At 44.3% G+C, this 22,563-nt stretch carries 18 protein-coding genes; 6 read left to right on the top strand and 12 right to left on the bottom strand.

Going from position 1 to position 22,563, the window contains the following annotated elements:
* Positions 1-72: 72 nt before the first annotated feature.
* Complete coding sequence (locus V202x_RS01415; RefSeq protein WP_145170538.1) at positions 73-1,461, top strand: glutamate decarboxylase; 1,389 nt, start codon at positions 73-75, stop codon at positions 1,459-1,461.
* 19 nt (positions 1,462-1,480) lie between these two features.
* Here V202x_RS01415 and V202x_RS01420 read toward each other — a convergent pair whose 3' ends face one another.
* Positions 1,481-1,903, bottom strand: coding sequence for a hypothetical protein (locus V202x_RS01420; protein ID WP_145170540.1), 423 nt, complete (start codon positions 1,901-1,903; stop codon positions 1,481-1,483).
* Between the two features lie 124 nt (positions 1,904-2,027).
* Positions 2,028-3,044, bottom strand: a complete 1,017-nt coding sequence (locus V202x_RS01425; RefSeq protein ID WP_145170542.1) for a DUF1559 domain-containing protein — start codon at positions 3,042-3,044, stop codon at positions 2,028-2,030.
* 575 nt (positions 3,045-3,619) lie between these two features.
* Here V202x_RS01425 and V202x_RS01430 point away from each other — a divergent pair.
* Positions 3,620-4,399 carry a DUF1080 domain-containing protein gene (locus tag V202x_RS01430; protein WP_145170545.1) on the top strand — a complete coding sequence of 260 codons (780 nt, stop codon included), beginning with the start codon at positions 3,620-3,622 and terminating at the stop codon, positions 4,397-4,399.
* A 6-nt stretch (positions 4,400-4,405) separates the two neighbouring features.
* Here V202x_RS01430 and V202x_RS01435 read toward each other — a convergent pair whose 3' ends face one another.
* On the bottom strand, positions 4,406-5,962 hold the full coding sequence (locus V202x_RS01435; RefSeq protein WP_232098766.1) for an alkaline phosphatase D family protein: 1,557 nt from the start codon (positions 5,960-5,962) through the stop codon (positions 4,406-4,408).
* A gap of 241 nt (positions 5,963-6,203) precedes the next feature.
* Between V202x_RS01435 and V202x_RS01440 the strand changes: the two genes are divergently transcribed.
* Complete coding sequence (locus V202x_RS01440) at positions 6,204-6,986, top strand: SGNH/GDSL hydrolase family protein (protein WP_145170547.1); 783 nt, start codon at positions 6,204-6,206, stop codon at positions 6,984-6,986.
* 34 nt (positions 6,987-7,020) lie between these two features.
* Here the strand turns inward: V202x_RS01440 and V202x_RS01445 are convergent, their stop codons facing one another.
* Positions 7,021-8,136 carry a WD40/YVTN/BNR-like repeat-containing protein gene (locus tag V202x_RS01445; RefSeq protein ID WP_145170549.1) on the bottom strand — a complete coding sequence of 372 codons (1,116 nt, stop codon included), beginning with the start codon at positions 8,134-8,136 and terminating at the stop codon, positions 7,021-7,023.
* A gap of 50 nt (positions 8,137-8,186) precedes the next feature.
* Complete coding sequence (locus V202x_RS01450) at positions 8,187-8,456, bottom strand: MoaD/ThiS family protein (RefSeq protein WP_144980513.1); 270 nt, start codon at positions 8,454-8,456, stop codon at positions 8,187-8,189.
* A gap of 219 nt (positions 8,457-8,675) precedes the next feature.
* On the opposite strand from V202x_RS01450, the gene V202x_RS01455 reads away from it, so the two are divergent.
* Positions 8,676-11,102, top strand: a complete 2,427-nt coding sequence (locus tag V202x_RS01455) for a peroxiredoxin family protein (protein ID WP_145170551.1) — start codon at positions 8,676-8,678, stop codon at positions 11,100-11,102.
* Between the two features lie 61 nt (positions 11,103-11,163).
* Here the strand turns inward: V202x_RS01455 and V202x_RS01460 are convergent, their stop codons facing one another.
* Positions 11,164-12,138 (bottom strand): acyl-CoA desaturase, encoded by a 975-nt coding sequence (locus V202x_RS01460; RefSeq protein WP_145170553.1) that lies wholly within the window; start codon positions 12,136-12,138, stop codon positions 11,164-11,166.
* A 356-nt stretch (positions 12,139-12,494) separates the two neighbouring features.
* Here V202x_RS01460 and V202x_RS01465 point away from each other — a divergent pair, with 356 nt between their 5' ends.
* The gene (locus V202x_RS01465; RefSeq protein ID WP_145170555.1) at positions 12,495-13,475 is read left to right on the top strand and encodes a hypothetical protein; all 981 of its coding nucleotides are present in this window, start codon (positions 12,495-12,497) and stop codon (positions 13,473-13,475) included.
* Positions 13,476-13,547: 72 nt separating this feature from the next.
* Here the strand turns inward: V202x_RS01465 and V202x_RS01470 are convergent, their stop codons facing one another.
* On the bottom strand, positions 13,548-15,119 hold the full coding sequence (locus V202x_RS01470) for a hypothetical protein (protein WP_145170557.1): 1,572 nt from the start codon (positions 15,117-15,119) through the stop codon (positions 13,548-13,550).
* A 375-nt stretch (positions 15,120-15,494) separates the two neighbouring features.
* Here V202x_RS01470 and V202x_RS01475 point away from each other — a divergent pair, with 375 nt between their 5' ends.
* Complete coding sequence (locus tag V202x_RS01475) at positions 15,495-16,586, top strand: class I SAM-dependent methyltransferase (protein ID WP_145170559.1); 1,092 nt, start codon at positions 15,495-15,497, stop codon at positions 16,584-16,586.
* Positions 16,587-16,590: 4 nt separating this feature from the next.
* Here V202x_RS01475 and V202x_RS01480 read toward each other — a convergent pair whose 3' ends face one another.
* The 5 genes from V202x_RS01480 to V202x_RS01500 form a co-directional block, all read right to left on the bottom strand.
* Complete coding sequence (locus V202x_RS01480; protein ID WP_145170561.1) at positions 16,591-16,980, bottom strand: hypothetical protein; 390 nt, start codon at positions 16,978-16,980, stop codon at positions 16,591-16,593.
* Between the two features lie 17 nt (positions 16,981-16,997).
* Positions 16,998-18,608 (bottom strand): HEAT repeat domain-containing protein, encoded by a 1,611-nt coding sequence (locus V202x_RS01485; protein WP_145170563.1) that lies wholly within the window; start codon positions 18,606-18,608, stop codon positions 16,998-17,000.
* A 256-nt stretch (positions 18,609-18,864) separates the two neighbouring features.
* Positions 18,865-19,701 carry a sugar phosphate isomerase/epimerase family protein gene (locus V202x_RS01490; protein WP_145170565.1) on the bottom strand — a complete coding sequence of 279 codons (837 nt, stop codon included), beginning with the start codon at positions 19,699-19,701 and terminating at the stop codon, positions 18,865-18,867.
* Between the two features lie 91 nt (positions 19,702-19,792).
* Positions 19,793-20,446, bottom strand: a complete 654-nt coding sequence (locus tag V202x_RS01495) for a DUF1080 domain-containing protein (protein WP_145180291.1) — start codon at positions 20,444-20,446, stop codon at positions 19,793-19,795.
* Between the two features lie 170 nt (positions 20,447-20,616).
* On the bottom strand, positions 20,617-22,491 hold the full coding sequence (locus tag V202x_RS01500) for a VWA domain-containing protein (protein WP_145170567.1): 1,875 nt from the start codon (positions 22,489-22,491) through the stop codon (positions 20,617-20,619).
* Positions 22,492-22,563: the final 72 nt, after the last annotated feature.

Genomic DNA, 22,563 nt, shown 5'->3' on the forward strand with positions numbered 1-22,563 from the left:
ATCCCTGCATAAGACATTACTATAACGGTTCCATTTCGTTTTTCGTTATGAAAGTCCAGTAGGGAGAGCTTCATGCTGCATGGCAAAAAGAACTTAAGCGATACCGATCCAGATTCAATGTTGACTCCCGCTTATGGTAGTCGGTCTATCAGTGAACCCGTTCCTAAGTACCGGATGCCCGAACAAGGGCTCCCTCCTAAAATTGCCTATGATTTAGTTCGTGATGAATTGATGCTGGACGGAAACTCGCGGCTCAATCTGGCCACCTTCGTCACCACGTGGATGGAAGATGAAGCACGGCAGCTCATGTCGGAAACGTTCGACAAAAATATGATCGATAAAGACGAGTATCCGCAAACCGCTGAAATTGAATTACGGTGTACCAATATGCTGGCTAAGCTATGGAACGCGCCGCAAGAAGAAGAAGCAGTAGGCTGTTCAACGATTGGGTCCAGTGAAGCGTCTATGCTGGGAGGTATGGCGTTAAAATGGAATTGGCGTAAACGTCGCGAAGCGCAAGGAAAATCAGCAGATAAGCCGAATATGGTGATGGGCATCAATGTGCAGGTTTGTTGGGAAAAATTTTGCCGTTACTGGGAGATTGAACCACGTTTTGTTCCCATGGAAGGAGACCGTTATTGTTTGAACGCAGAGGAAGCGTTGAAACTGGTTGATGAAAATACAATCGGAGTTGTGGTTATTATGGGTAGTACCTTTGACGGCAGGTACGAAAATGTGAAAGAAGTCAATGACGCACTCTTAGAACTGAATGCGCAAAACGGCTGGGATGTTCCCATTCATGTTGATGGAGCCAGTGGCGGCTTTGTTGCTCCTTTTTTACAACCAGATTTGGAATGGGATTTCAGACTCCCGCTTGTGAAATCGATCAACACATCCGGGCATAAATTTGGGCTGGTTTACCCCGGAGTTGGTTGGATTGTCTGGAGAGATAAAACAGAACTCCCTGAAGAGTTAGTTTTCCACTGTAACTATCTCGGCGGCGACTTACCAAATTTTGCTCTGAACTTTTCACGACCTGGGAATCAAGTCGTCGCACAATATTACAATTTTTTGCGACTGGGACATGAAGGTTATTGCAGTATTCATCAAGCGTCACAAAATGTCGCCTTGCATCTTTCTTCAGGAATTGCAGAACTGGGACCGTTCCAATTAATTTCAGACGGAAGTTCGATCCCTGTTTTTGCCTTCACTACGAATGAGAAAGCAAACTTCAGCGTATTTGATATCTCGAATAAATTACGAGAGCGTGGCTGGCTGGTCCCCGCTTATACATTCCCTAAAAACCGTGAAGACCTGGCAGTACTGCGTTGCGTTTGCAAAGAAGGCTTTACGAGAGACATGGCAGACATGCTACTCCTCGATATGCAACATGCCATCGACTTTTTTGCTTCTCAACCCAACCACAGACCGGAAACAAAAGGCTCGGGGTTTCATCATTAAGGAGCCCGTTACGAGAGTTTCAATCTTTTAAATCAAAAGTAAACTCATTGCTACCCGCTTTTACCTCCGCTTTGAGCGGACTTTTACTGATGTCGCGATATTTTTGCGGAAGATTCGGATACTCTTTCTCGGGAGCCGGGTTATCGGGTGTTGCCAACTCAGGGGGGGCAACTGCCACATTGTAATTTCCGAGTACAACTTCTTCGAGCTCTACCTGTCCTGATTCGTTTAAGAGGCCGACAGCCGCTTCCCCTTTGCCCGTGATCATCATACGTACTTCTCCCTCAGTCACAGGAGAGCCATTATGGGTAACAGTGATTGTAACGTAACCACGTTTTTTCGTATCATCAGCCCCACCACAGCCAATCATCGTCAGACTGAAAAAAAGAATTGCAAATGCCAACATACTGCAACGTCGAAAGAGATCTATTTTAACCATCATTCAATTTTATCCCATCATCTAGAAGTTGTCGTATCAAAAAGTAAAGACCCCAGGCGTATTAGGTCTGGAGTCCTTACTTTGAATTTTTACGGTTAATAAATAAGTACTTTTGCACTTTGATTCATTAAAATTCACCGAGCACTTGGCCATCACTCTTGGAACAGAGATTTGCCAAGGTAGAGAAGTCAAGATTGTCAGACAGAAAACGAACTGCCCCGTCTGTCAGCAAAACATGCGTACCACCGGTGTGATAAGATCCCAGGATTGTGTTAGGACCGTAGGTTCGGTACGCCTCATCGCCTGCACCCGAATTCCAAAAACTGTTGATGGAATACTTAACTGTTGTGGTACCGGAACCCCAGGTGGAACCATCTAGTAATGATGCTACTTTCGAAGAATTTGTAATCCCGCTCCACCCACCATAGTAGTTGGAACGAGAATCCTGATTATTCACTTGGCCAGATTGTTCACCCACAATAATCGTGTTGGATGTTCCATCAGTGATATCGCGCATTCGAAACGAATCATTGGGTACTAACAGACCATTACTGCAAAATTGCCCCGCACCATAACCGGCAGACGCTGCAGAGCAAACGGTTGTTGTAGCTCCTGAAGGATCGGGAGTGGCACCTGCAATTCCCACATAGTCCATCGTCTGACCTAATTCACTATTATTTTTGACATTCGCGCTGTCATTTGCCGCATTGGAATGAGGAGAAGAGGGACAATTATAAACGGGAACCCGTAAGGTTTTCAGAATTTCATTCGTACCCGCTCCTGTACCATATCCATAACCCGAACTTCCTGCAGAAGCAAATCCAATCGTTGACGTACCAATTGAAAAATTCATTTGGTTATATGCGGGGGCTTGATCCAGGTAAGGAAGAATGGGCGCACGCCAGTTGGCTCTCCAAACAGGGCTCTGTTCGCCAATCGGAAAACGCAAAAAAGTGTCATGATAGTTGTGTAATGCCAGACCAATTTGTTTCAGGTGATTTTTACAGGTGCTCCTGCGAGCCGCCTCCCGTGCCTGTTGAACCGCCGGTAGTAACAATGCAATTAAAATTGCGATAATGGCAATCACCACTAATAATTCAATGAGGGTGAAGCCACGTTTGCGTGGAATGTGCCTGCTAAACATGGAAATGTCTTTCGGTAAAAATGGAAATTAAAAATCGAGCGTAAATTTGCCGTGAGAAAAGAGGTAAACTACTCTGGAGGGACCTTGTTAGTGGAAACTCTTAAATGAAACGCTAAAGCACCAATAATGCAGATTCTTAGATGCATAATAATACTCATATAATATTTATTTAGATTACTTCATTAAATGCCCAAAAGTAACAACAAAAGTCATGATATTTTTAAAATCGAGGGCATAAAATAGTGTTACTGTGTTCATTTATTGAGCGATTTACAAAATATGTAGCTCAAAAAGATCAGTGGTCACACTTAATTTTGAATAAGAAATACTTATTTGAACTAGTAATCTAACCACCCAACTTCGTTCCAAGTGTCTCTCAATTTCTTAGAATCCTTCAAAAATATTTTTTTTCTTCAATTTATTAATTCGATACAATGTTGTGCTCATTGTCTCTAAGTTGGAACGATTGATCTTTTAAGATCAGAGGCTTGGCTCTGGTCGAAGTGGTTTGTTCTGATCAAATAAAAACGACATAATGTGAGCTTCTATTTACATGTCAATAATGAGGAACCATCATGCGACTCACGCCTTTTGCTCTTAGTCTATTGCCATTGATTTTTGTTACGGCTTGGTCCTCTGCACTCGCTGAAATCGGTGTTTCTGCCAAGGTTCCCAGCGACGCTGAAATTCTCCTGGATGGTAGTCGGGAAACGTTGGATCAAAAGTGGACCTATTGGAAAGGACCACGCTTTAGTTCTTCTCTTCCTATCAAGTGGAAAATTGTTGAAGACCCTGTCGATACGGGTACGGTTGTAATGACCGATGATCCAGCAGCTGCGGGAGGAAAATATGGAACAGCCGACATTGTGACGAAAAAGAAATATCGTGACTTCCGTCTACATGTTGAATTTCTAGTGATGAAACCAGGTGGCAATAGTGGAGTCTATTTACAGAACCGCTATGAAATTCAAGTTTTGGATGGTGATAAAACGAAGCATGGTATGGGGGCTGTCATTAACCGTACCGAATCACCTTATCATGCTTATAACGGAACAGGGAAATGGAACGCTTACGACATTACGTTTCGCGCTGCCCGTTTCAAAGATGGTAAACTGGTCGAAAAACCGCTCGTTTCAATGTATTTCAATGGTAAGAAGGTGCATGAGAACGTAACGATCAACAAAGTCTGGGGGGGGCCCAATTCTGGACTGGATGGTGGAAATAATAACGGATTTGGAATTACTGATACTCCCGGTGGAATTAAGCTCCAATGTGAAGGACATGATGTACGCTATCGAAATGTCTGGATCAAAGAACTTGATCTCAAAACGGCTGATACAGACTTTCGGGAATAAGGGCTGCTATTTCTTGCTGTGGGGTTTGTTGTGTTGGTACAATACTTTCCCTTTCTCATCGTGAAACACAAAAGAAAGTGTCGCCGGTGATTGTTTCTCTGCCGGAGTTACTTTCACCAGCAAGAATCCACCGGAGCGTGGATCTTGAGAGTAAGCTTGTTTGATGAGCCCTTTCGGATCAGTTGATTTGGGATCACCGGGTTTGCGACCTAAGCGAGAATTGGCATCGACCAGCGCACCACAGGAAAATTCTTCAAACCCGCTGGGGTCAGTGGCGTGATATTGCCAGTGTCGATCACCGCAGACAATAAAGAAGTTCTGCTGATCCAAACCGTTCTCTTTCAGCCATTTAAAAAATTCATCACGCTCATGACGAAATCCACCGATATCACAATGGTTGTCCGTCTTTCGTAAATCGTCGGGACCAACCATTGGAGTAGGTGAAATTAAGAGTTTGAATGTCGCGTCACTCTCTTTTAATGTTTTTTTCAACCATGCTTTTTGCTCATCGCCCCAGATCGTTTTTCCAGGACCGTCTTTCATCGCATTTGGACTACGATACATACGATTTTCCGGCAGCCAGATTTGTAAATCCTTGCTAACCCGATGGGTCCTGTATGTTTTAGCATCCTTGTCATCCATTGGTGCGACGGGTAGTTGTTCCAGCATCATCGCTCGACCTTCATCCGGAGAAGGCCGATGATCGCCCGTATTATCACCATCATCGATGCGATAATCATGATCATCGATTTCCCAATAAGTGGGCACGGCAGCGAACAGGTCACGATAGCGAGGCTGCACGAATTGCTCATGCCATTTCTGTCGTAATTCGGGAATCGTTTCCGCCCGCGGTTTATCGGGAGTGTCATAATAAACATTGTCACCGGTGCCTATGAAGAAATCGGGCTTTAATTTCAAGATCGTCTCTAACGCCGGATAACCCAAGTGTTTATCGGGACCTGAGTAGGGCTGAGGGAGCTTTGTGTTATTTTCTATCAAGTGTTGTTTTTTATCGATACGATCGTCGCCGTGAAACTTCGCATAGTTCATTCCAGTTACAACCACAAATTCTACTGGCTTTGCCTGACTCGCTCCGGGTAGCGTTTTGAATCGGGCTGTCGGGCCAGAATGGAGCTGATCTTCTGCTGAGCCAATTTCAGTCGTGCATTCGAACTCCGTTCCTGCTGGTAAATCTGTAAAGGAAGCGCGTGCGATAAAGTCATGATCGGCTATCGCTTTTACGATTTGAGTACTCCCCTTCGCTGTATCTGATATTTCTTCTGATATAGGTTGCAATATAAATTTGACGAAGCCCGGCATGCCTTTGACATCGCGGTTGACCAGTTTGTCAGTCTCTGTTAACCGTACCTGTACTAAGGCGCTGTCTGGTGTGACCTCGCCTACCATAATTCCCATGCCAGCCATTGGGAGCTCACCATCAGATTCAGCAGGAAGAGGAGCAGTTTCTCCCTGTTCAACCTCGACCACAACGACTGACTCTTCAGGGTTCTTTTTTTCGCAGCCAAACAAAAACAGAAGGCACAACAGACAGCAAACTCTCATATGAGCACTCCCTCGGAATGAGCAAAATACTTTGGAAAGATATAAATTGATTCGTTTACAGTTACCGCCCCAGTACAGACTCATTTATAGTTACTTTTTTACTCAGATGCTACGATTTATGAATAATCTGAACGAAAAAGCTTGCTGATATTGATTGTAATACGTCAAAATGAACGGTTATTATAAATTCTTAAATCGAAGATTAGCTGCATATCACTCCTTAATTTGAAGAAGACCCACCATGAAACTCTCCAAGCTGATTCCCTTGTTCACAATCTGTCTACTTACTTTGACACACACTGTGTTTGCTGAAAAACAAGCTGAAGAAGCCTGGAAAAAACTGGTTCGATCACCCCGTTTTAATAAACGCCCTGCGTTTCAATTTGTCGAAAATAACTCCAAACTTCCGAATGTTTTGTTGTATGGCGATTCGATTTCCATCGCCTATACCGATGCCACCCGTGATGCACTCAAGGGCAAAGCCAACTTATATCGTCTGTATTGTAACGGTGGTGATTCTTCGTCTTTCATCAATAAAATGAAAACCATGCATACGACAATGAAAGATAAGAATCTAAAAGGACATTGGGACTTCGATTGGGATGTCATTCATTTTAATGTTGGCCTGCACGATCTGAAGTATATGAGTGGGAAAAAACTGGATCGTGTAAATGGCAAGCAAGTCACTTCTCCCGCGGATTACGAAAAGAATCTACGTGCTATCATTGCTTATCTCAAAAAATTAGCACCCAAAGCAAAACTCATTTTCGTGACAACGACCCCTGTCCCTGAAGGTGAAGCTGGTCGCATTGCAGGCGATGCAGCAAAGTATAATCAAATTGCCATGAAAGTCCTCATGGATCATCCTGAGATTATGGTCAACGACCTTTATGCTTTGACGAAACCATACCACAAAAAATGGTGGACGAAACCGGGCAATGTTCACTTCAATTCCGCCGGCGCGACTGCACAAGGCAAAGAATCAGCTCGTGTGATTGAACAGGCACTCAAAAAACAGGATTAGAAGCTTCAGTGGTCCAATCTTCAGAATCAATGCGCTAAGATTTTGCAAACCGCACGCAATAGATGGGAGGGAGTGTCGTCGAGATCGTCTGCCAGGAATCGCCGCCATCTTCTGAAATCCAGAGGTTACCCGTTGTGGAACCTGTAACGAGACACTCACCCGTTTGATCCACGTCCAACGCGTGCCGATAAACGATATCATATGCATACTCTTGAGGCAGACCATTCGTGAGAACCTCAGAAGTCAAACCACCATCGGTGGTGCGGGCAATCACAAATTTACCGTCAACGGGAATGCGACATTCATCTTTGATTGCCGGTACAAACCAGGCGATATCTGGTTGTTTGGGATGGACGGCGACGGCAAACCCGAACCCGGAAGGTTGAATCGTTGTAATCTCTTGCCAGGAATTGGCACCATCAGTAGTGCGAAACACACCATTATGGTGTTGAGCCCAGTAGAAATCGGGATGTGATGGTGATTGAACGAGACAATGTACATCTTGAATATTAGGATCATAGGCCTGATCAGGGGGAACATATTCTGCACGGATGCCATCGGCTTTACAGGTCCAACTCGCACCATCATCTTTAGTCACCCAAACGCCTCCACAGGAGATCGATACTGCCACCTGTTGGCTATTTTCGGGATGAACACAAATAGAATGAATCCCGGGATCGTCTTTCCCACCTCCAAACCAGTGTTGACGCTCGGGCAGATCCCAAAATGATTCAACCAATTGCCAGCTGGAACCACAATCGTCAGAGCGAAACAAGCCTCCCGGGATCGTACCGCACCAGAGCCGATTTGGTTGATCTGGACCTCCTGGTTCCAACGCCCAGATTTCACTTAAACTGGCCGGCTTAGGCTTGCCGTCTGTTGAGAAAGGACCAGCACCGATTGTTGCTCCTTCGGGATAAACGGGCACGGCACATTCTTCCCAATTCTTTCCATCGTCATTACTGCGATGCAGCTTCACTCCAAAGTGACCGTGGTTAAGAGCGGCATAAGTTGTACCGTCTCGATGGTCTTTTAATACCATCGAAACATGTTCTCCATGAAAATCATGTCGACCAAGTGACCAGCCCGAGGAGCTGCGATCAAGTTGAAATAACCCTTTGCGCGTGGCAATATGAATTTGGGAACTCATGGGATGTCTCTTTCAGTTTGTTTAGTCTTTTGTAGTTCATCTATATTTATTTAGCCGCCAGAAAGTGCTTGCATTACATAAATTTCACTATTGGGTGAAATGGAATCGCTCAGGTGAACTCGATCAACAATCGTTTTGCCATCAACAAAAATTACCATATGTTGACGTAGCCGACTCTGATCGTCGAGGATATATCCCCGCAATTGTTGATCGGTCTCAAACACAGCATCCAATGCTTCGCGCACCGAATCTCCGGAAACTGTTGCTTCAGGACAAGATAAATGACGTTCCAGATTAGGTGTAAAAACAACGCGGACCATAATGGGATTATGCTACACTGTACAAAACTGAGAGGCAAGTAAATTCAGATTTGGTGTCTTTTTTTTCGTCATAGTGAATAGTGAGACGGGGCATTTACATAACTGTGCTTCGAAATGATCCTTGTCTATCGACAATTGGAAAAGGGGCGTAGTAAAATTAATATTTGAACATTCTCTCAATAGTGGTTCCGTTCCTCTAACTCTAAAGCGTTAATGACTATGTTAAATAAGTTTCCGCTCACTTTGGTTCACAACCAAAAATACTTTGCTTTGGTAGTCACATTACTGTTTTGTATCCCCTGTTCAACTGCCTGGAGTGCCGACAAAGCAGAAGCGACGGATAATAAAAAAGAAACAGAAGAAGTTCTGGCCGGTCATTCCTATCACGGGGAAGTTTTTAATGAAGGCCCCCGTCGTAAGGCTTACATCATGGGAGGGACTGGCGATGTGCACTTTGATGTGACGGTCAAGAACCCTGAGGCTCAGAAATTTCTTGACCAGGGATTAGGACAATTGCACGGTTTCTGGTATCTGGAGGCAGAACGTTCATTCCGACATGCTGCTTCCTTAGACCCTGATTGCGCCATGGCCTTTTGGGGGGCTGCCATGTGTAACCTGAAGAATTCAAAACGGGCTAAAGGATTTATTGAAGAAGCAAACAAACGTATTAATAAAGCCAGCCCACGGGAAAAATTGTATATCAAAGCCCTCGAATCCTATATCAAGGCCGACAAGAAAAAATCCAAACAACGGAATGAGGCGTATACCAAAGCGATGGAAAACCTGATTCTGGAATATCCGGATGATCTGGAAGCCAAGGCATTTCTGGCAGTTCATCTTTATAACACACGTTCTTCCAGTACAAGTTATATCGCAGCAGAGGCTTTACTGCAGGATATTTTTGACGTCAATCCGATGCACCCCACACATCATTATCGCATTCATCTCTGGGATTATCGTAAGCCGGAAAAGGCGCTCACTTCAGCAGCACGTTGCGGTCAGTCTGCTCCCAGCATTGCCCACATGTGGCATATGCCGGGACATATCTATTCCCGACTCAAACGATATGAAGATGCCGTCTGGCAACAGGAAGCATCAGCTCGCGTGGATCATGCCCATATGATGCGTGATAGGGTCATGCCCGACCAGATTCATAATTATGCTCATAACAATGAGTGGTTGATCCGCAATTTGATTTTTCTTGGCCGTATTCATCCTGCCGTTGAATTGGCGAAGAACATGATCGATCTGCCACAGCACCCCAAATACAACACACTCAAAAAGCGGGGTAGTGCTAAGTACGGACGCATGCGTTTGTTCCAAGTACTAAGAACTTTTGAATTATGGGATGAACTGATTCATTTGAGTGGTACGCATTATCTGGCTCCCACAGATTTGGAAGAAGAGCAGATCAAACGCCTGCGTTACCTGGGACTGGCTTACTACCAGATGAAAAAAGTCAAAGAAGGTGACGACCAATTGGCAGAGTTGCAGAAACGGCTGGATATACTGAAAAAAGATCAGAAACAGGCCGAACAAGCCGCAGAGAAAAAAGCCAGGGCTGCTCTCATCAAAGGGCCGATTGTCGCACTGAAACCAGGCCAATCTAAAGTGAGCAAATCAACAAAAATTAATAAATCAATCAAAACCGCGATTGAAAAAGCGAGCAAACCCTTTCTATCGAAAATCAAAAGACGGGAAGGAAACATTAATGCCCTCAAAGGTCATCAGGCAATCGCCAAAGGTGATTTTAAACTTGGTCACAAACTATTAAAAAAAGCGGGCGGTGTGGATGAAGTCTATTTGATCTCTGTGTTATGGAAGTCGGGTGAACAGGAAAAGGCAGAAAAAGCACTGCGAAAGCTGATTGACTCTCACAAAAACGAAGTTCAACCTCAAGCGGTACTCGTTGATTTATTATGGCAATCAGGGAAGAAAGAAGCTGCGAAACAGGAGTTTAGAAAGTTAACGACAATGTTAACGTCGATTGATCAGCTAGCGAAGAATCTGGCATTATTCAATCTGAAATCTTTCCTCTACGAGCGTTTAGCACTCATCAAGAAAGACCTGTGTTTTACAGAAGACAGGGGAAGTAAGAAAAAGGTTGCTACCGATGTAGGAGATCGGCCTGACCTGAACACGCTAGGTCCATTTCGCTGGAAACCTTCGCCAGCTCCATCCTGGAAACTGCAAGATGCTACTGGGAAAATACGTAGCTCAGAGGAGTTTCGCGGCAAACCACATGTCTTGATTTTTTATCTTGGATATAGTTGTTTGCATTGTGCCGAACAGTTGCAGGCATTTGCGCCGATGGTAGAGGAGTTCAAAAAAGCGGGCATTCCTATTATGGCGATTAGTACCGATAAATTAGACGGATTGAAAACATCAATCAAGAATTACGATAAAGGCGATCTCCCCATCCCGCTGTTCTCAGATGCGAAGCTCGATGTTTTCAAAGCCTTCCATGCCTATGATGACTTCGAAAAGCAGCCACTGCATGGCACATTCATCATAGACCACTCTGGCAATGTACTTTGGCAGGACATCAGTTACGACCCCTTCATGGATCCCAGGTTTGTCCTCAAAGAAGCTCAACGACTGCAACCAAAAAATCATCGCCCCGGATTTCAGTTGGATATCTTTTGAAAGTCAGAATAACGGTATGAGATCCTTTATTGTATGGGACCGTAACAGGTGGGCGATTTGATTACCGTCGAATGGTTAGATGCTCACGCGCAAATTGTGGCTTTTTGATGATTGACTCCTGGTCGTTAGGCGGTGGTGTCTTGACGACTTTCCAGGCTAGCCCCAGTTTTTCGAGTGTCAGAATTGCATAGTAGGTCATATCGAGTTCCCACCACTGATGACCGTTCTTCGCCATGCGTTGATACTTGTGGTGGTTATTATGCCAGCCTTCTCCATACGTGAGTAAAGCGACCCACCACAGATTCCGGCTGTCATCGGTTGTTTCATAATTACGGTAGCCCCAGATGTGCGTAGCAGAATTCACAAACCAGGTGGCATGTAACACATAAAACAAGCGCACAAACATGCCATACACGATCATGCTGATCGCAGTCTCTGAACCACCTACTGCGTAACCAATGCCATACAGAAGCGCACCGAAGCCAATATGCCAGAATAGAAATGTTTTCTGCAAGAAACGCATAAAAGGATCTTTGAGCAGATCGGGGGCGAAGCGTTCATGTGTCGCCGTGACTTCTTCAGCACTATGATGCGGAACCAGCCAGAGAATATGACTCCACCAACGTCCCTCGCGTGGCGAATGCGGGTCTTCAGGTTGATCACTGTGTAAATGATGTTTACGGTGATTGGCCACCCATTGAATCGGCGGTCCCTGCCCTGCCAGCAATCCGATCAAACCAATCAGTCGAAACAGAGTGGGATAAGTCTGAAAACTGCCATGCGTTAACAGTCGATGGTAACCCATGCAAATCCCAATGCCACCGGTCAACCAACCCAGAAACAGACACGTGAACAATCCGGTCCAGGTAAAATAAAAGGGAGCCGCCAACAATCCTAAATGAATCATTACCACCCAGCCGATCGTTGCCCAATCCCACGCTGAGTATTTGCCTGATTGCACCGACTCAGTAGATTCACTCTTAAGGTTTGCATCGTCAGTTTCAACGAGGGGGGCTGCTGTCTGCTGTGAATTCATTGAGTAGGGCCGATGCTTCCAGTGTGGGGGGAGAATGAAAAACCGGCAGATTCTAGGGGGTTTGGCTGGTTGTGTCTATAGAGATGGGGGATTTAGAAGGAGATCTGTAATTCGGAACTTTATAACAATCGAAACGCAGTATTTCATAAGTTTAGGAGTGTTCTCTTTGCAAACTGAAAAAAAATTGAGCTTGCCGATCCGATACAACTGTAATTCGTCTTACTCTTTCGATTATCAGTTTTGTTAGTGTCAAAACGGGGATTTGTGGCCACAAAATTGTGGATGTTTCTCAGGAATTTGATGTAAACTGTGTGTTGATCGAATTTGTTTGATACATCATGAAGGAAGGTGCTCTAATGTTGCGAAAATTTTATTCTACCATATTCTCAATTTTCATCATCATATTTGGTTTGACAGTTACGCAAGCGGAAGATGCTGTTTCTAATGCACGAAAACCAACAAACGAAGCAGAACTGAAATATTGGCTGGAGAATATGGTTGTGTTCCATCACTTCACAGTGGATGAAATTCAGCAGGCAACTGGCATGGATCAATCAGACATCAATGCTGCTATCAAACGGTTTGATTTAAAGCCTCATCCTAAGACGGAGCAAAATCCTAAAACGCCTTTACTCGTCAAACCATATCCCGGCGGGCGGCATCCACGGATTGGGTTTCTGGAAGGGGCTATCGACCCGCAACGGGAAACAAAGATTTCAGTTTTTACGCCTTGGGATCAGCATAGTTACGTGGTGCTGGATATTCCTGAAGCGATCTGGTCGAACCTGGGGCTCACTTATCTGGCGCATACACATGTGCCGACCATCTGGTCGAAGCAAAATATTGCGATGAAACCTCTGGAATGGAAACGACATGATAGTGGTACACTTTCAATGACTCGTAAGCTGCCCAACGGAATTGAATTTACGACCGTTGTTGTGCCTCGACAGGATGCGGTCCTGATGGATATGTTGCTAAAGAATGGAACTGATCAGCCATTGACGAATTTGCGTGTCCAAAATTGTGCCATGTTGAAAATGGCAAAGGGTTTCGCGCAGCAGAGCAATGACAACAAATTGTTTCGCGCGCCTTATGCTGCCTGCCGGTCCGAAACGGGTAACCATTGGATGATTATGGCCTGGAGTCCCTGCTTTAAACCCTGGGGCAATCAGAAATGTCCCTGCCTGCACTCCGATCCGATCTTTCCCGATTGTGCTCCTGGAGAAACCACGCGTGTGAAGGGCTGGTTTTCGTTTTACACGGGAACCGACATCGAAGGAGAGCTCAAGCGAATCGATGAACTCGACTGGCAAAAAATACCAATGAAGAACCCTTAATAAAGATCACTGTATTCTCAATATCCACGGTTCTTATTGCTTTTGTTCAATGAAGCGGAGGAATAGCAAACTTCATTTTTCGCAAACATTAAAATTGATGTATTGAAAGCGGGAACGCGCTGTATCTGTGAGAGGAATCGGCTCCTTGATGCCAATATCGCACCATTTCAATTCTGTCAGGCGGGGCATTGTTGCAAGTAGGCTCAATCGCTTATCAGTGAGTGTGGTTGGATTGTTGATTTCAATCTGTTTCACTTTCGACAACCAGGGCAAAAGGTGCCCGGCCTCTTGACCAAATTCAAGAGAATCCACCGTCAATTTTCTAAGACTTGGCATCTGAGCCAGTTCCAACAGTGTTGCCTGATTCAGATTTAGGTTTTTGCAATAAAAACTTTCAAGATATCTAAGCCTGGTCAGTGGTTGCAAGGCTTCTGGATCTGGCAACAAGATTGGTACGAAAAATGTCTCCAGATGGGGAAAGCGGGCCAATTGACTGAAAGCAGTACGTGCCTCATCTCCCTTTAAAAAATTCTCTCCGCCAGACCAACCAATCGACAACGATTTCATATGTGGATGATGTTTTGATAATTGTTCAAGCAGGTAGCTTGTGTCAGACAGACTTCCAGAGGGGAAATGAAGTTCTTCCAGATTTGGTGCCATTGCCAATGCATTTGCCAATTCTTTGCGAGGGAATACTCCATAGATTTTCCACTTCTGAAGTTTTTTATGATCTCCTTTTTTCAAGAAATCGACCATGATTTTTCGTGTCACAGATCCACAGTCGACTTCCAGATCGACTAAATTTTTACATGCTGCCAGCTTTTTCCAAAAAGAGGCTGCACTTTGAGGATCAAGCGAAACAATGAGTTTGAGATTTTCTAACTCTGGTAATTCAGTGACTTTTTCCACTGTCTTTGATGAGATTTTTTGAGTTCCGAAAGTCGTATGCAGACGGCGTAATTTCTTGTTTTGCACGATCTGATTAAACCCTGCATCATTCAGAGAAGATCGTAATATCTCAAGGTTTGTCAAATTTGGAAGGGTTCGAAGCGCGGCACAACCTCTTTCATTGATGCGGCAATAAGAAAACTTGATGCCGCCCAAATTGGTAATGTCAGCAAGTGATTCAATACATTCACCCAACTCAGGATTCGATTGATCCCGTGTCCCATAAAACCAAATTCTTACAGGGAAAGGTATCTGATTGATCAGAGGGACTGCTTTTTTTAGAACTTCCGAATGTTGATAGACTTTTTTCCCTTCTACAACTTTGTATGGGTTACCTACCCAGATGGCAAATGTCTCTTCGTCATAGGGAAAACGAATTGATAATTTTAGATTTTCTAATTGCTGGTAGATATCATCCAAAGCAGGATCGAGCCAGGGTGTTGCTTCTCGTTGTATTTGTTGGGCATTACCGCTGATAAGGTCAGGGACACGGCTAGCGAGAATCAGATTGATATCATTCAACTGCTGCTCGCGCTCGTTTAACACCAATTCAGGTTGAAGCTCAGCGAGTGATGGTGATGTCGCTTTTTTCTCCGCGATGGCGTTATTCGATTTTTCTGTATTCACAAGAAAAGCGCCGATCCCCGCCAATGCAATCACCACGACAGCGGCGGGGAGAATTAATTGACGAAACATAAAGACGCTCCAACCTAACTTTATCTGTTTCCCGCTACAGGCACCATACTATGATCACCGTTTTGACGATTCGGTCATCGTAGTTATAGGGTCAACTTACAAGAAATGTTCGCTACTTCATTGTAGAGAACAAAACAGGTGTTGTCCGCTTTAAGATCCAAAAAAATTAGCCCCCTTCTTTTGATGATGTGCATTTATTCATATATCTCATTTCAAAAACACAACTTACGGTCTGTATTTATTTTACGGCCTGGTCCTCAATACAAAGCTTGATTTATTTTACCTATTTTTGCAAATGGTGAGTAACACTCTGGCCGCCACTGCGCTTGGTGAAGTAGTTGGTAACAATTCAATGATTCAAAAGGGACGATTTAGATGACCACTGCATGCCATTTCACAAGTGACTTAGAACGCATAGAACTTTTTGAGCAAAAGCTTCAAGAGATCATCAATCAGAGTAGTTTGGCTTTGATGATTTCAGTTGGTCATCGTACCGGGCTCTTTGATACATTGGAGGGTACGGAGACAGCCACACGTCAGGAGATAGCAGATCGAGCAGGGTTATTCGAACATTATGTCGGCGCATGGTTAACCACTATGGTGGCAGGTGGCATTCTAGAATACGATTCCATGTTTAAAACCTATCGGTTGCCGCCAGAACATGCCGTTTGGTTAACGCGATCTACCGATTCAAAAAACTATGCGGTCAACATGCAATGGTTTTCGATCTTCAGCAAATTGGAAGATGAGATCGTAAAATCTTTTCGCGAAGGAGATCGCATACCTCATTCTCTATTTGCAAGCTTGCAGTCAGAAATGGACGAGGAACAGTCGAAATCGGCTATCAACGGATTGTTTAAATATGTACTTCCATTGGTCCCCAATTTGATTATGCAGCTTTGTGAAGGAATTGATGTGTTGGAATTGGACTGCGGAAGTGGATCAACATTGCTGGAACTGGCGGCTATCTTTCCAAAGAGCCGATTTGTGGGATACGATGATTCCGAAGAGTTGATCGAAAGCGCAAATCGAATAGCGAACGAACGAAATATTGAAAATATCACTTTCATCAATCGGGATATCTCACAGATCCATGCAATTAACTCATTTGATCTGATTACAGCATTTGACGTATTACACTATCAGGAGTATCCTTTTCAGGTTTTGGATGAAGCTTTTGCTGCATTACGGCCGGGGGGAATTGTATTAATTCAGGATATTGCGACTCCGAGCAACCTCGATCAAATTCAGAACATCCCAATGGCGCTTCATCGATTTGCCGTTTCCAATATGCGTTGGATGACAGCTTCCAGAGGAAAAGGCAGTGCTGGATGGGAGAAAGAAATGATGTGCCAGACACTCGAAGATATTGGGTTTGCAGGTATCGAAGTTCACGAACTACCACATGATATCTTGAGTTATTATTATGTGGCCGAAAGACCGAATGCTGAGAGTTATCACATCTAACTTCTTAAAACAGTCTCTCTGCGAGCGTTTCATAATACTTTCTATCGGAACCTGCTTCACCGATATAATCGTTGAGAATACCTGGGTCGATAAAAATCATTGCTGGCTGATCAGCATAGTTTTCTGAAGCCACTTTGAACAAGGAGTTCGTATCAGTACGATTCAATCGGTGAGTCTTGCATAGATCATAAAACAATCCTTGAGGCGTATCGGCAGTTGCTTTGCGTTGTAACTGAATTTTTTCCCATAAAAAAAGAGCAAGCCAGACCATACCGACAACAATGGCAATGGAAATGAACAACCAGTTTTCCTGTAAAAGCCCACGATTCCGAAATGCCCGTGAAACTTCATCGGTATGTCCTGCCGCCAGAATGGAAACAAATTCAATCATCATTCAATGGTCCCATTTGATTATTGAGTAGGTTGCTCTGCGTTCTTTTTTGACCTTAAGCCCTTAATCGCGATTTCTCGAATACGTGAGTTATCATCCGTGATTAAAGGAATTAAGGCTTGTTTGGCTGCGGGACTTCCCAGTGTTGACAAAATTTCGGCACTGGTTCTGCGTACCAGGTCATCTGTGTCTTCCACCAATGCAGCCAGTGCAGGAATCACCTGGTCATGCAATTCCAAGATTTGTACACAACGCGCTGCCTGAATTCGTCGTTTTCTTAAAGGGTGCGCAAGAGCACGGCTGAATTCTCGTGTACATTGGGGATTTAATTTCTGTAACAGTTTGCCAACAGCAGAACAGATATGAGTATTAAACTCCTCAAAATGTTCTAACACATATTCTACATCAAAACTGCCAAGTTCTTGCCGGGCTGCTTCTCTTACCTCTTGCAATGGACTGTCTAGCTTCGTAATCAACAAATTGATCGCATCGGGAACATGTTGCGTGCGTAATTGACATGTGGCCCACGCCTGTTGAACCGGGTCTTCCGACTCGAGGCTTTCTAACACCATTTCGGTCACTTCTGAAGAATCAAGATTTCTCAGAATCCCAATCGCAGCTTCTTTTGCTTCAGGCGTACCATTTTGTAACATCCATTTTTGGGCTTGTTTTTTGCTAGCCACATCCAAATCGAGTAGACTGATTAACCTAATCACAGCAGGTTGCAGATTGCTTGGTATTTTCCAGAATTCCTGTTTGTCTGCTCTCAGCCAGTTTATTGTCCGAATTTGCTTGAAGTTCGTTTGTTGGAGTTCTGAAGGTCGCTCAGGTAACCAGCGCAATAAATGAGCGATAAACTCCGGATCCTCACGCTCTGAAATAGCTTCTAATGCTTTAGGATTTGGATAATTGACTTCAGTGAAATCACAAATCAACTGCATCACGCCGATGTGTTTGCTGTCTTTTAAGACCTTCTCTACAAGTCGCTTTGTTTCTGTATTGGAATGCCACAATACTTTTCTGATTGCTGAATCACTTACATTGCCCAGAATGAGTAGGCTTTCGACAATCTCTTCAGGGCGATCAAATTCCTGAAAATTTTCAGCTGCCAACAACAGAGCATTCAAATTATCCCTTCTTATATTCTGCGCATTTCTCAGAAATGAACGGGAATAGATTGAGTCTGCAGAAGTGTCTAGAAAATATTCATACAATTTGCCGACAAGTGAACGTAGTGTTTGTGTCGTCAAATCCGGTTGATGATTAATCAGACGTTTGTTCTCAAATAACGAAACCAGTGCTGGAATCTGTCTGAAGTCATTTGTACTCCGTACAAATGACAATCCACAATACTGAAGTTCGCGATTTCCATGCAGCAAGCATTGTTTGATGGCAGCCTCTAGCGCATCTGATTGTGATTCCAGCAATTTTCGAATGTCGGGAGTAAGAGTGGCACACCGGCGAATGACCTCCACCAGTCCCCTTGTGCTTTGTTGCTCAAGCAAAGCAGCGACTGCCAACTCTCTAATCGCTTGATCTTCAACATCCAAAGCCAGAATTAAAGCATTCACAGCATGGGAATTTCTGCTTTGTGACAGTAGATCGAATGTTTTAGAAATCGAAGATGTCATGCTGACTTATGATTGAAACAGAGTGAGAAGATCAACAGAAATCGATTTGCTTTGTATTGGTTTTTCTTTTTTGTATGAGTATAAAACCAACAGCAGTTCTGTTATTTTCGTGACTCTTCTTTTTATCGTAAGCTGGCGTAAGGTGACTGAAGTGAGGCTGATTTAATAGACATAATCCTTATAATCAGCACAACGCAGTACACGCAAAGAGACTCTATTGGCAGATAAAGAGTTCTGGAATCGCTGTTCTTTGGGTTCAATGCGTTTCTAATAAATCTCGAAGAAAACAGAACGATTCTTTAACAACATCAGGCGCAATATGGCTATGTCGACTTAATTCCACATGAATCCCTCCAGAATAATTGATGTCCTGTAGACCAGAAATGGCATCAACAAAATCGATCTCTCCTTCACCAAAGCGTAAATGATCGTGAATTCCAACGATCATATCTTCAATGTGGATATTGAAAATTCGATTTGCCCAGGGAGTGAGATGTTGGCTAATGGGCGTTTCGCCCATACACTGTAAATGTCCGATATCAACCGTCAAGCCAAAATAGTCATGATCGATGAGCTTTGTTAACTCTTTAAAATCGTTCAACGTTTCGATCAACATTCCCGGTTCGGGTTCAAAAGCAAGTCTGACTTGTTTTTCGGCCGCGTACTCAATCACCTCCTGGCATCCTTCTGCCAGACGTTCTAGAGCGGCTTCACGAGAAATCTCTTCTTTAAGTTGACCTGCCCAGAAGGAGACTGCGTCAGACTTCAAAAAAGCGGCCTGATCGATACAGCGTTTTAAAAAATCGATGCGTCTCGCACGTTCCTCAGGTGCAGCACTCAGCAAAGTGGGCTCATGCTTTGCGCGTGGATTCAATAAAAAACGGGCACCCGTCTCGATCACAGAAGAAAGTTGAAATTGTTTCAGCAGCGTTTGCATTTCCTGTAACTGCTCTGGAAGATCTGCTGCAAACGGATTGAGAGTATAATGATCGACTGTGATGGCGACAGACTCATATCCAGTCTCAGCGATCAACCGAATAGCGTCATCCCAGCGATGGAAGGCCAGGCCATTAGTATTGTATCCCAGTTTCACTTTACACTGCTTTACTCAATCAAATTTGAAGAAAAAAGCCCTCGTGTTATTCGAGGGCTCGAAAGATAGAATCAGGTAACTGCCGCTGATTTTAGTCCGCCAATGGTTTGACACGAATGTTTTTGTAATAAACAACACTTTTGGGGTCGTGCGCCTGTAAGGCAAATTTACCTTTTTCTCCCAGTGAAGGATAACCGGTTGCGCCTTCGGGCTCAGTATAGTCGACCACAGTTTCTCCATTAATTTTAACAACAACGTGCCGACCTTTGACGATAATGTGTTGCGTCCACCATTCATTATCTTTCGCGGGTGTTTTAAACAGCTTCACACGATTATAAATACTACCAGTCTTCACGCGGTCTTTGTGTGTGACATTCACTTGTGATTCATAGCCGTGTTTAGGCCAGCCTTCTTCCTGGAATTTTGTATGGAAGAAAATGCCGGAGTTACTGCCTGGTGTTGTCATCACGTCTGCTTTGAATTCGAAGTTCTTGAACTCATCTTTTGTGAAGAGGTGTGAGCGTTTACCGGTCACTACAATTTTGCCATCTTCGACTTTCCAGGGACCATTCTCGGCAATTTCCCAACCTGTAAGATCTTTTCCATTAAACAGGCTAATCCAACCTTCTTCCGTCTCAGGTTTATTTTCGCCGGAATGGGCAGCGCTACTTCCCAGAATGGAGGAGAACAGGAGAGCAGCCATCACTCCCGTGAAAGCATTCAAATAACTATGATCGCGGTACATCTTCATCTTGTTGAAAACTCCTGAAATTGAGTGTGCTATTTATGTAATGTGATTTCTCTCTATATGCTACGTAGACATCACAATGTATAAAAGCAAACAGGACACTTCCGTGAAAAGATTTCCGAAAGTGCCCTGTCATGAGTTAAGAATCTTAAGTAATTCGTCTCCCCTTAAAACTTGGGAACTTTGATTTCTTTTCGTTTCGAAACATAACGAGGATCGCGGAAACCATCTTTAAAGGTCATTCCAAATCCCTGACGCATCTCAAAGTTGGCCCTTTGTGCCCAGGGTGTTCCCGGATGTTCTTTCATGACCAGTTTGTATTGGGCTTCCGCTTTCTTTAATTGCTCATCCAGTTTTTCAACACTGACTTTAGTTAGTTTGACCTGTTCAGGATCTGGTGGCAGCATTTTTTTGTCACGTCTTACATTCCAGACATTGTTTTTTTTCTCTGAAACAGGAGGCATCTTTTTGGCATGCTGATCCATGGCTAAGCAAAACTGGAAGAGACGCACACGATATGCCAGGCATTGCGCAAGTGTAAGGTCATAGGCGGCTCGCCAGCGAGACGATTTTTCCTGAGCCCGTAAAGGCTTAACTGATTCCAGAATATCAACCGATTTTTGTAATAGTCCCATCGCGCGAATGGCTTTGGGAACCTCTTTACTTCCCATTGCATAGAACTCTTTCTGTTTGACGGGATAATAGAGTTCTCTGATATTCAACTGTTTGTCCAGATGCGGATTCATGGTCACGATCACTTTCCAGATCGCCGTACGAAACTTGCTGGCGCTGCGTGATGCATCGTATTCACGACGGGATAGCAGTAAAGGTTGATACTCTTTCATGTCCTGAAAACGAAATTGACGTGCCTGATTACTTCCAGATCCTGCCAGGGTGCCTTCTTTACCGGGTAAGACAAAGAAAATGCCGCCTGTCTCACGTGCAATTCGTACTTGTTCATAAGGGCCAAAACCGGCAGAAAAGGCGTCCCAGCGCCCGTGCAGGCCGTCGTACTGTAACGATTCGGGAAATGCTGTTTCTGGTCCACGGTTGATCTGAATCCAAAACGGCAGGTCGTATTTGGGATCTCTCCAAATTTGGCGTGCATAAGGATAACCAAAAACTGATTCCCGCCCCAAGATATAAATCGGTGTTTTGACACGTTTAGCTCGCGTAATCACCTCTTCTACCGCAGCGCCATCATCGCCTGATTCATCAGTGACAAGAACGATACACAGTCTGCGTTTTGTTCTATTTGCCATGACCTTATATTTGTCAATCGTGGCTGAAACCGTTTGGCACATGTTTTCCAGCCCGGATTCATCGGTGGGAATTTTAGTGATCGCTTCTTGAATTTCCTTCAAATCTGTGGTTGGCTTGGCAGTGTGAACATGCACTGCCGCACCGAAGCTGAGGATGGCTGTTTGTAATGTTTGATCACGGGAGCGAATCTTAGCATCCTGTTTGACGGCGATTCCCAACTCGCCATAGATCTTGTTAAAATTGTCGCGAATTTCTTTCTGGTCGTCTTTCATACTTCCGGATTCATCAAACAGCCAAACGACCAGAATTTTTTCTTCACGCATGATACGGATGAGCTCTTTGGAGATGCGGCTCATCGCGGTGCCGTATCCATCAACGACGGCTCCCACTTCACCGGTCACTTCACCAACGCCAAGGTCTTCACCCAAAATATCATCACCGGGTGCCGTAATCTCACCGGCACTGATCTTGATTTCAGGTTCCTTCAAGCTCTCTGACTTTTCAATCTTTTGCGAGGAGATAGCAGGGGCAGTCGAGGCACCTACATTAGTCGAAACCGTTCCCCCCGACGTGACACTCAGGTTTTCAGAAATGGTTAAATTCGTTTCCAGAACCTGTTCGAATTCTGCCTGGTCTCGTTCATCATCAAAGATCGTTTCAATCGCGACCTCGGGCTGATTATCGGTAAGTTGGTGATGGATCATCGCCATACCCAGCAGAATCACCGCGTGTACGATTAAAGATGTGAAAAAAGCTGAATAGTCTCGCGCGTGAGCCATCAGTAATATCCCCTTGTGCCTGCTTTTTTCTTGCTGAGCGATCTTTTTTAGAATCAGCACCAGCTTCACATC

Origin of the sequence: Gimesia aquarii (genome assembly GCF_007748175.1) — a bacterium.
In the GTDB taxonomy this organism is placed as follows: domain Bacteria; phylum Planctomycetota; class Planctomycetia; order Planctomycetales; family Planctomycetaceae; genus Gimesia; species Gimesia aquarii_A.

Bases quoted from the DNA above. Each gene is read 5' to 3' on its own strand.
- V202x_RS01415 (WP_145170538.1), top strand. From the start codon at position 73: ATGCTGCATGGCAAAAAGAACTTAAGCGATACCGATCCAGATTCAATG.
- V202x_RS01420 (WP_145170540.1), bottom strand. From the start codon at position 1,903: ATGATGGTTAAAATAGATCTCTTTCGACGTTGCAGTATGTTGGCATTT.
- V202x_RS01425 (WP_145170542.1), bottom strand. From the start codon at position 3,044: ATGTTTAGCAGGCACATTCCACGCAAACGTGGCTTCACCCTCATTGAA.
- V202x_RS01430 (WP_145170545.1), top strand. From the start codon at position 3,620: ATGCGACTCACGCCTTTTGCTCTTAGTCTATTGCCATTGATTTTTGTT.
- V202x_RS01435 (WP_232098766.1), bottom strand. From the start codon at position 5,962: ATGAGAGTTTGCTGTCTGTTGTGCCTTCTGTTTTTGTTTGGCTGCGAA.
- V202x_RS01440 (WP_145170547.1), top strand. From the start codon at position 6,204: ATGAAACTCTCCAAGCTGATTCCCTTGTTCACAATCTGTCTACTTACT.
- V202x_RS01445 (WP_145170549.1), bottom strand. From the start codon at position 8,136: ATGAGTTCCCAAATTCATATTGCCACGCGCAAAGGGTTATTTCAACTT.
- V202x_RS01450 (WP_144980513.1), bottom strand. From the start codon at position 8,456: ATGGTCCGCGTTGTTTTTACACCTAATCTGGAACGTCATTTATCTTGT.
- V202x_RS01455 (WP_145170551.1), top strand. From the start codon at position 8,676: ATGTTAAATAAGTTTCCGCTCACTTTGGTTCACAACCAAAAATACTTT.
- V202x_RS01460 (WP_145170553.1), bottom strand. From the start codon at position 12,138: ATGAATTCACAGCAGACAGCAGCCCCCCTCGTTGAAACTGACGATGCA.
- V202x_RS01465 (WP_145170555.1), top strand. From the start codon at position 12,495: ATGTTGCGAAAATTTTATTCTACCATATTCTCAATTTTCATCATCATA.
- V202x_RS01470 (WP_145170557.1), bottom strand. From the start codon at position 15,119: ATGTTTCGTCAATTAATTCTCCCCGCCGCTGTCGTGGTGATTGCATTG.
- V202x_RS01475 (WP_145170559.1), top strand. From the start codon at position 15,495: ATGACCACTGCATGCCATTTCACAAGTGACTTAGAACGCATAGAACTT.
- V202x_RS01480 (WP_145170561.1), bottom strand. From the start codon at position 16,980: ATGATGATTGAATTTGTTTCCATTCTGGCGGCAGGACATACCGATGAA.
- V202x_RS01485 (WP_145170563.1), bottom strand. From the start codon at position 18,608: ATGACATCTTCGATTTCTAAAACATTCGATCTACTGTCACAAAGCAGA.
- V202x_RS01495 (WP_145180291.1), bottom strand. From the start codon at position 20,446: ATGTACCGCGATCATAGTTATTTGAATGCTTTCACGGGAGTGATGGCT.
- V202x_RS01500 (WP_145170567.1), bottom strand. From the start codon at position 22,491: ATGGCTCACGCGCGAGACTATTCAGCTTTTTTCACATCTTTAATCGTA.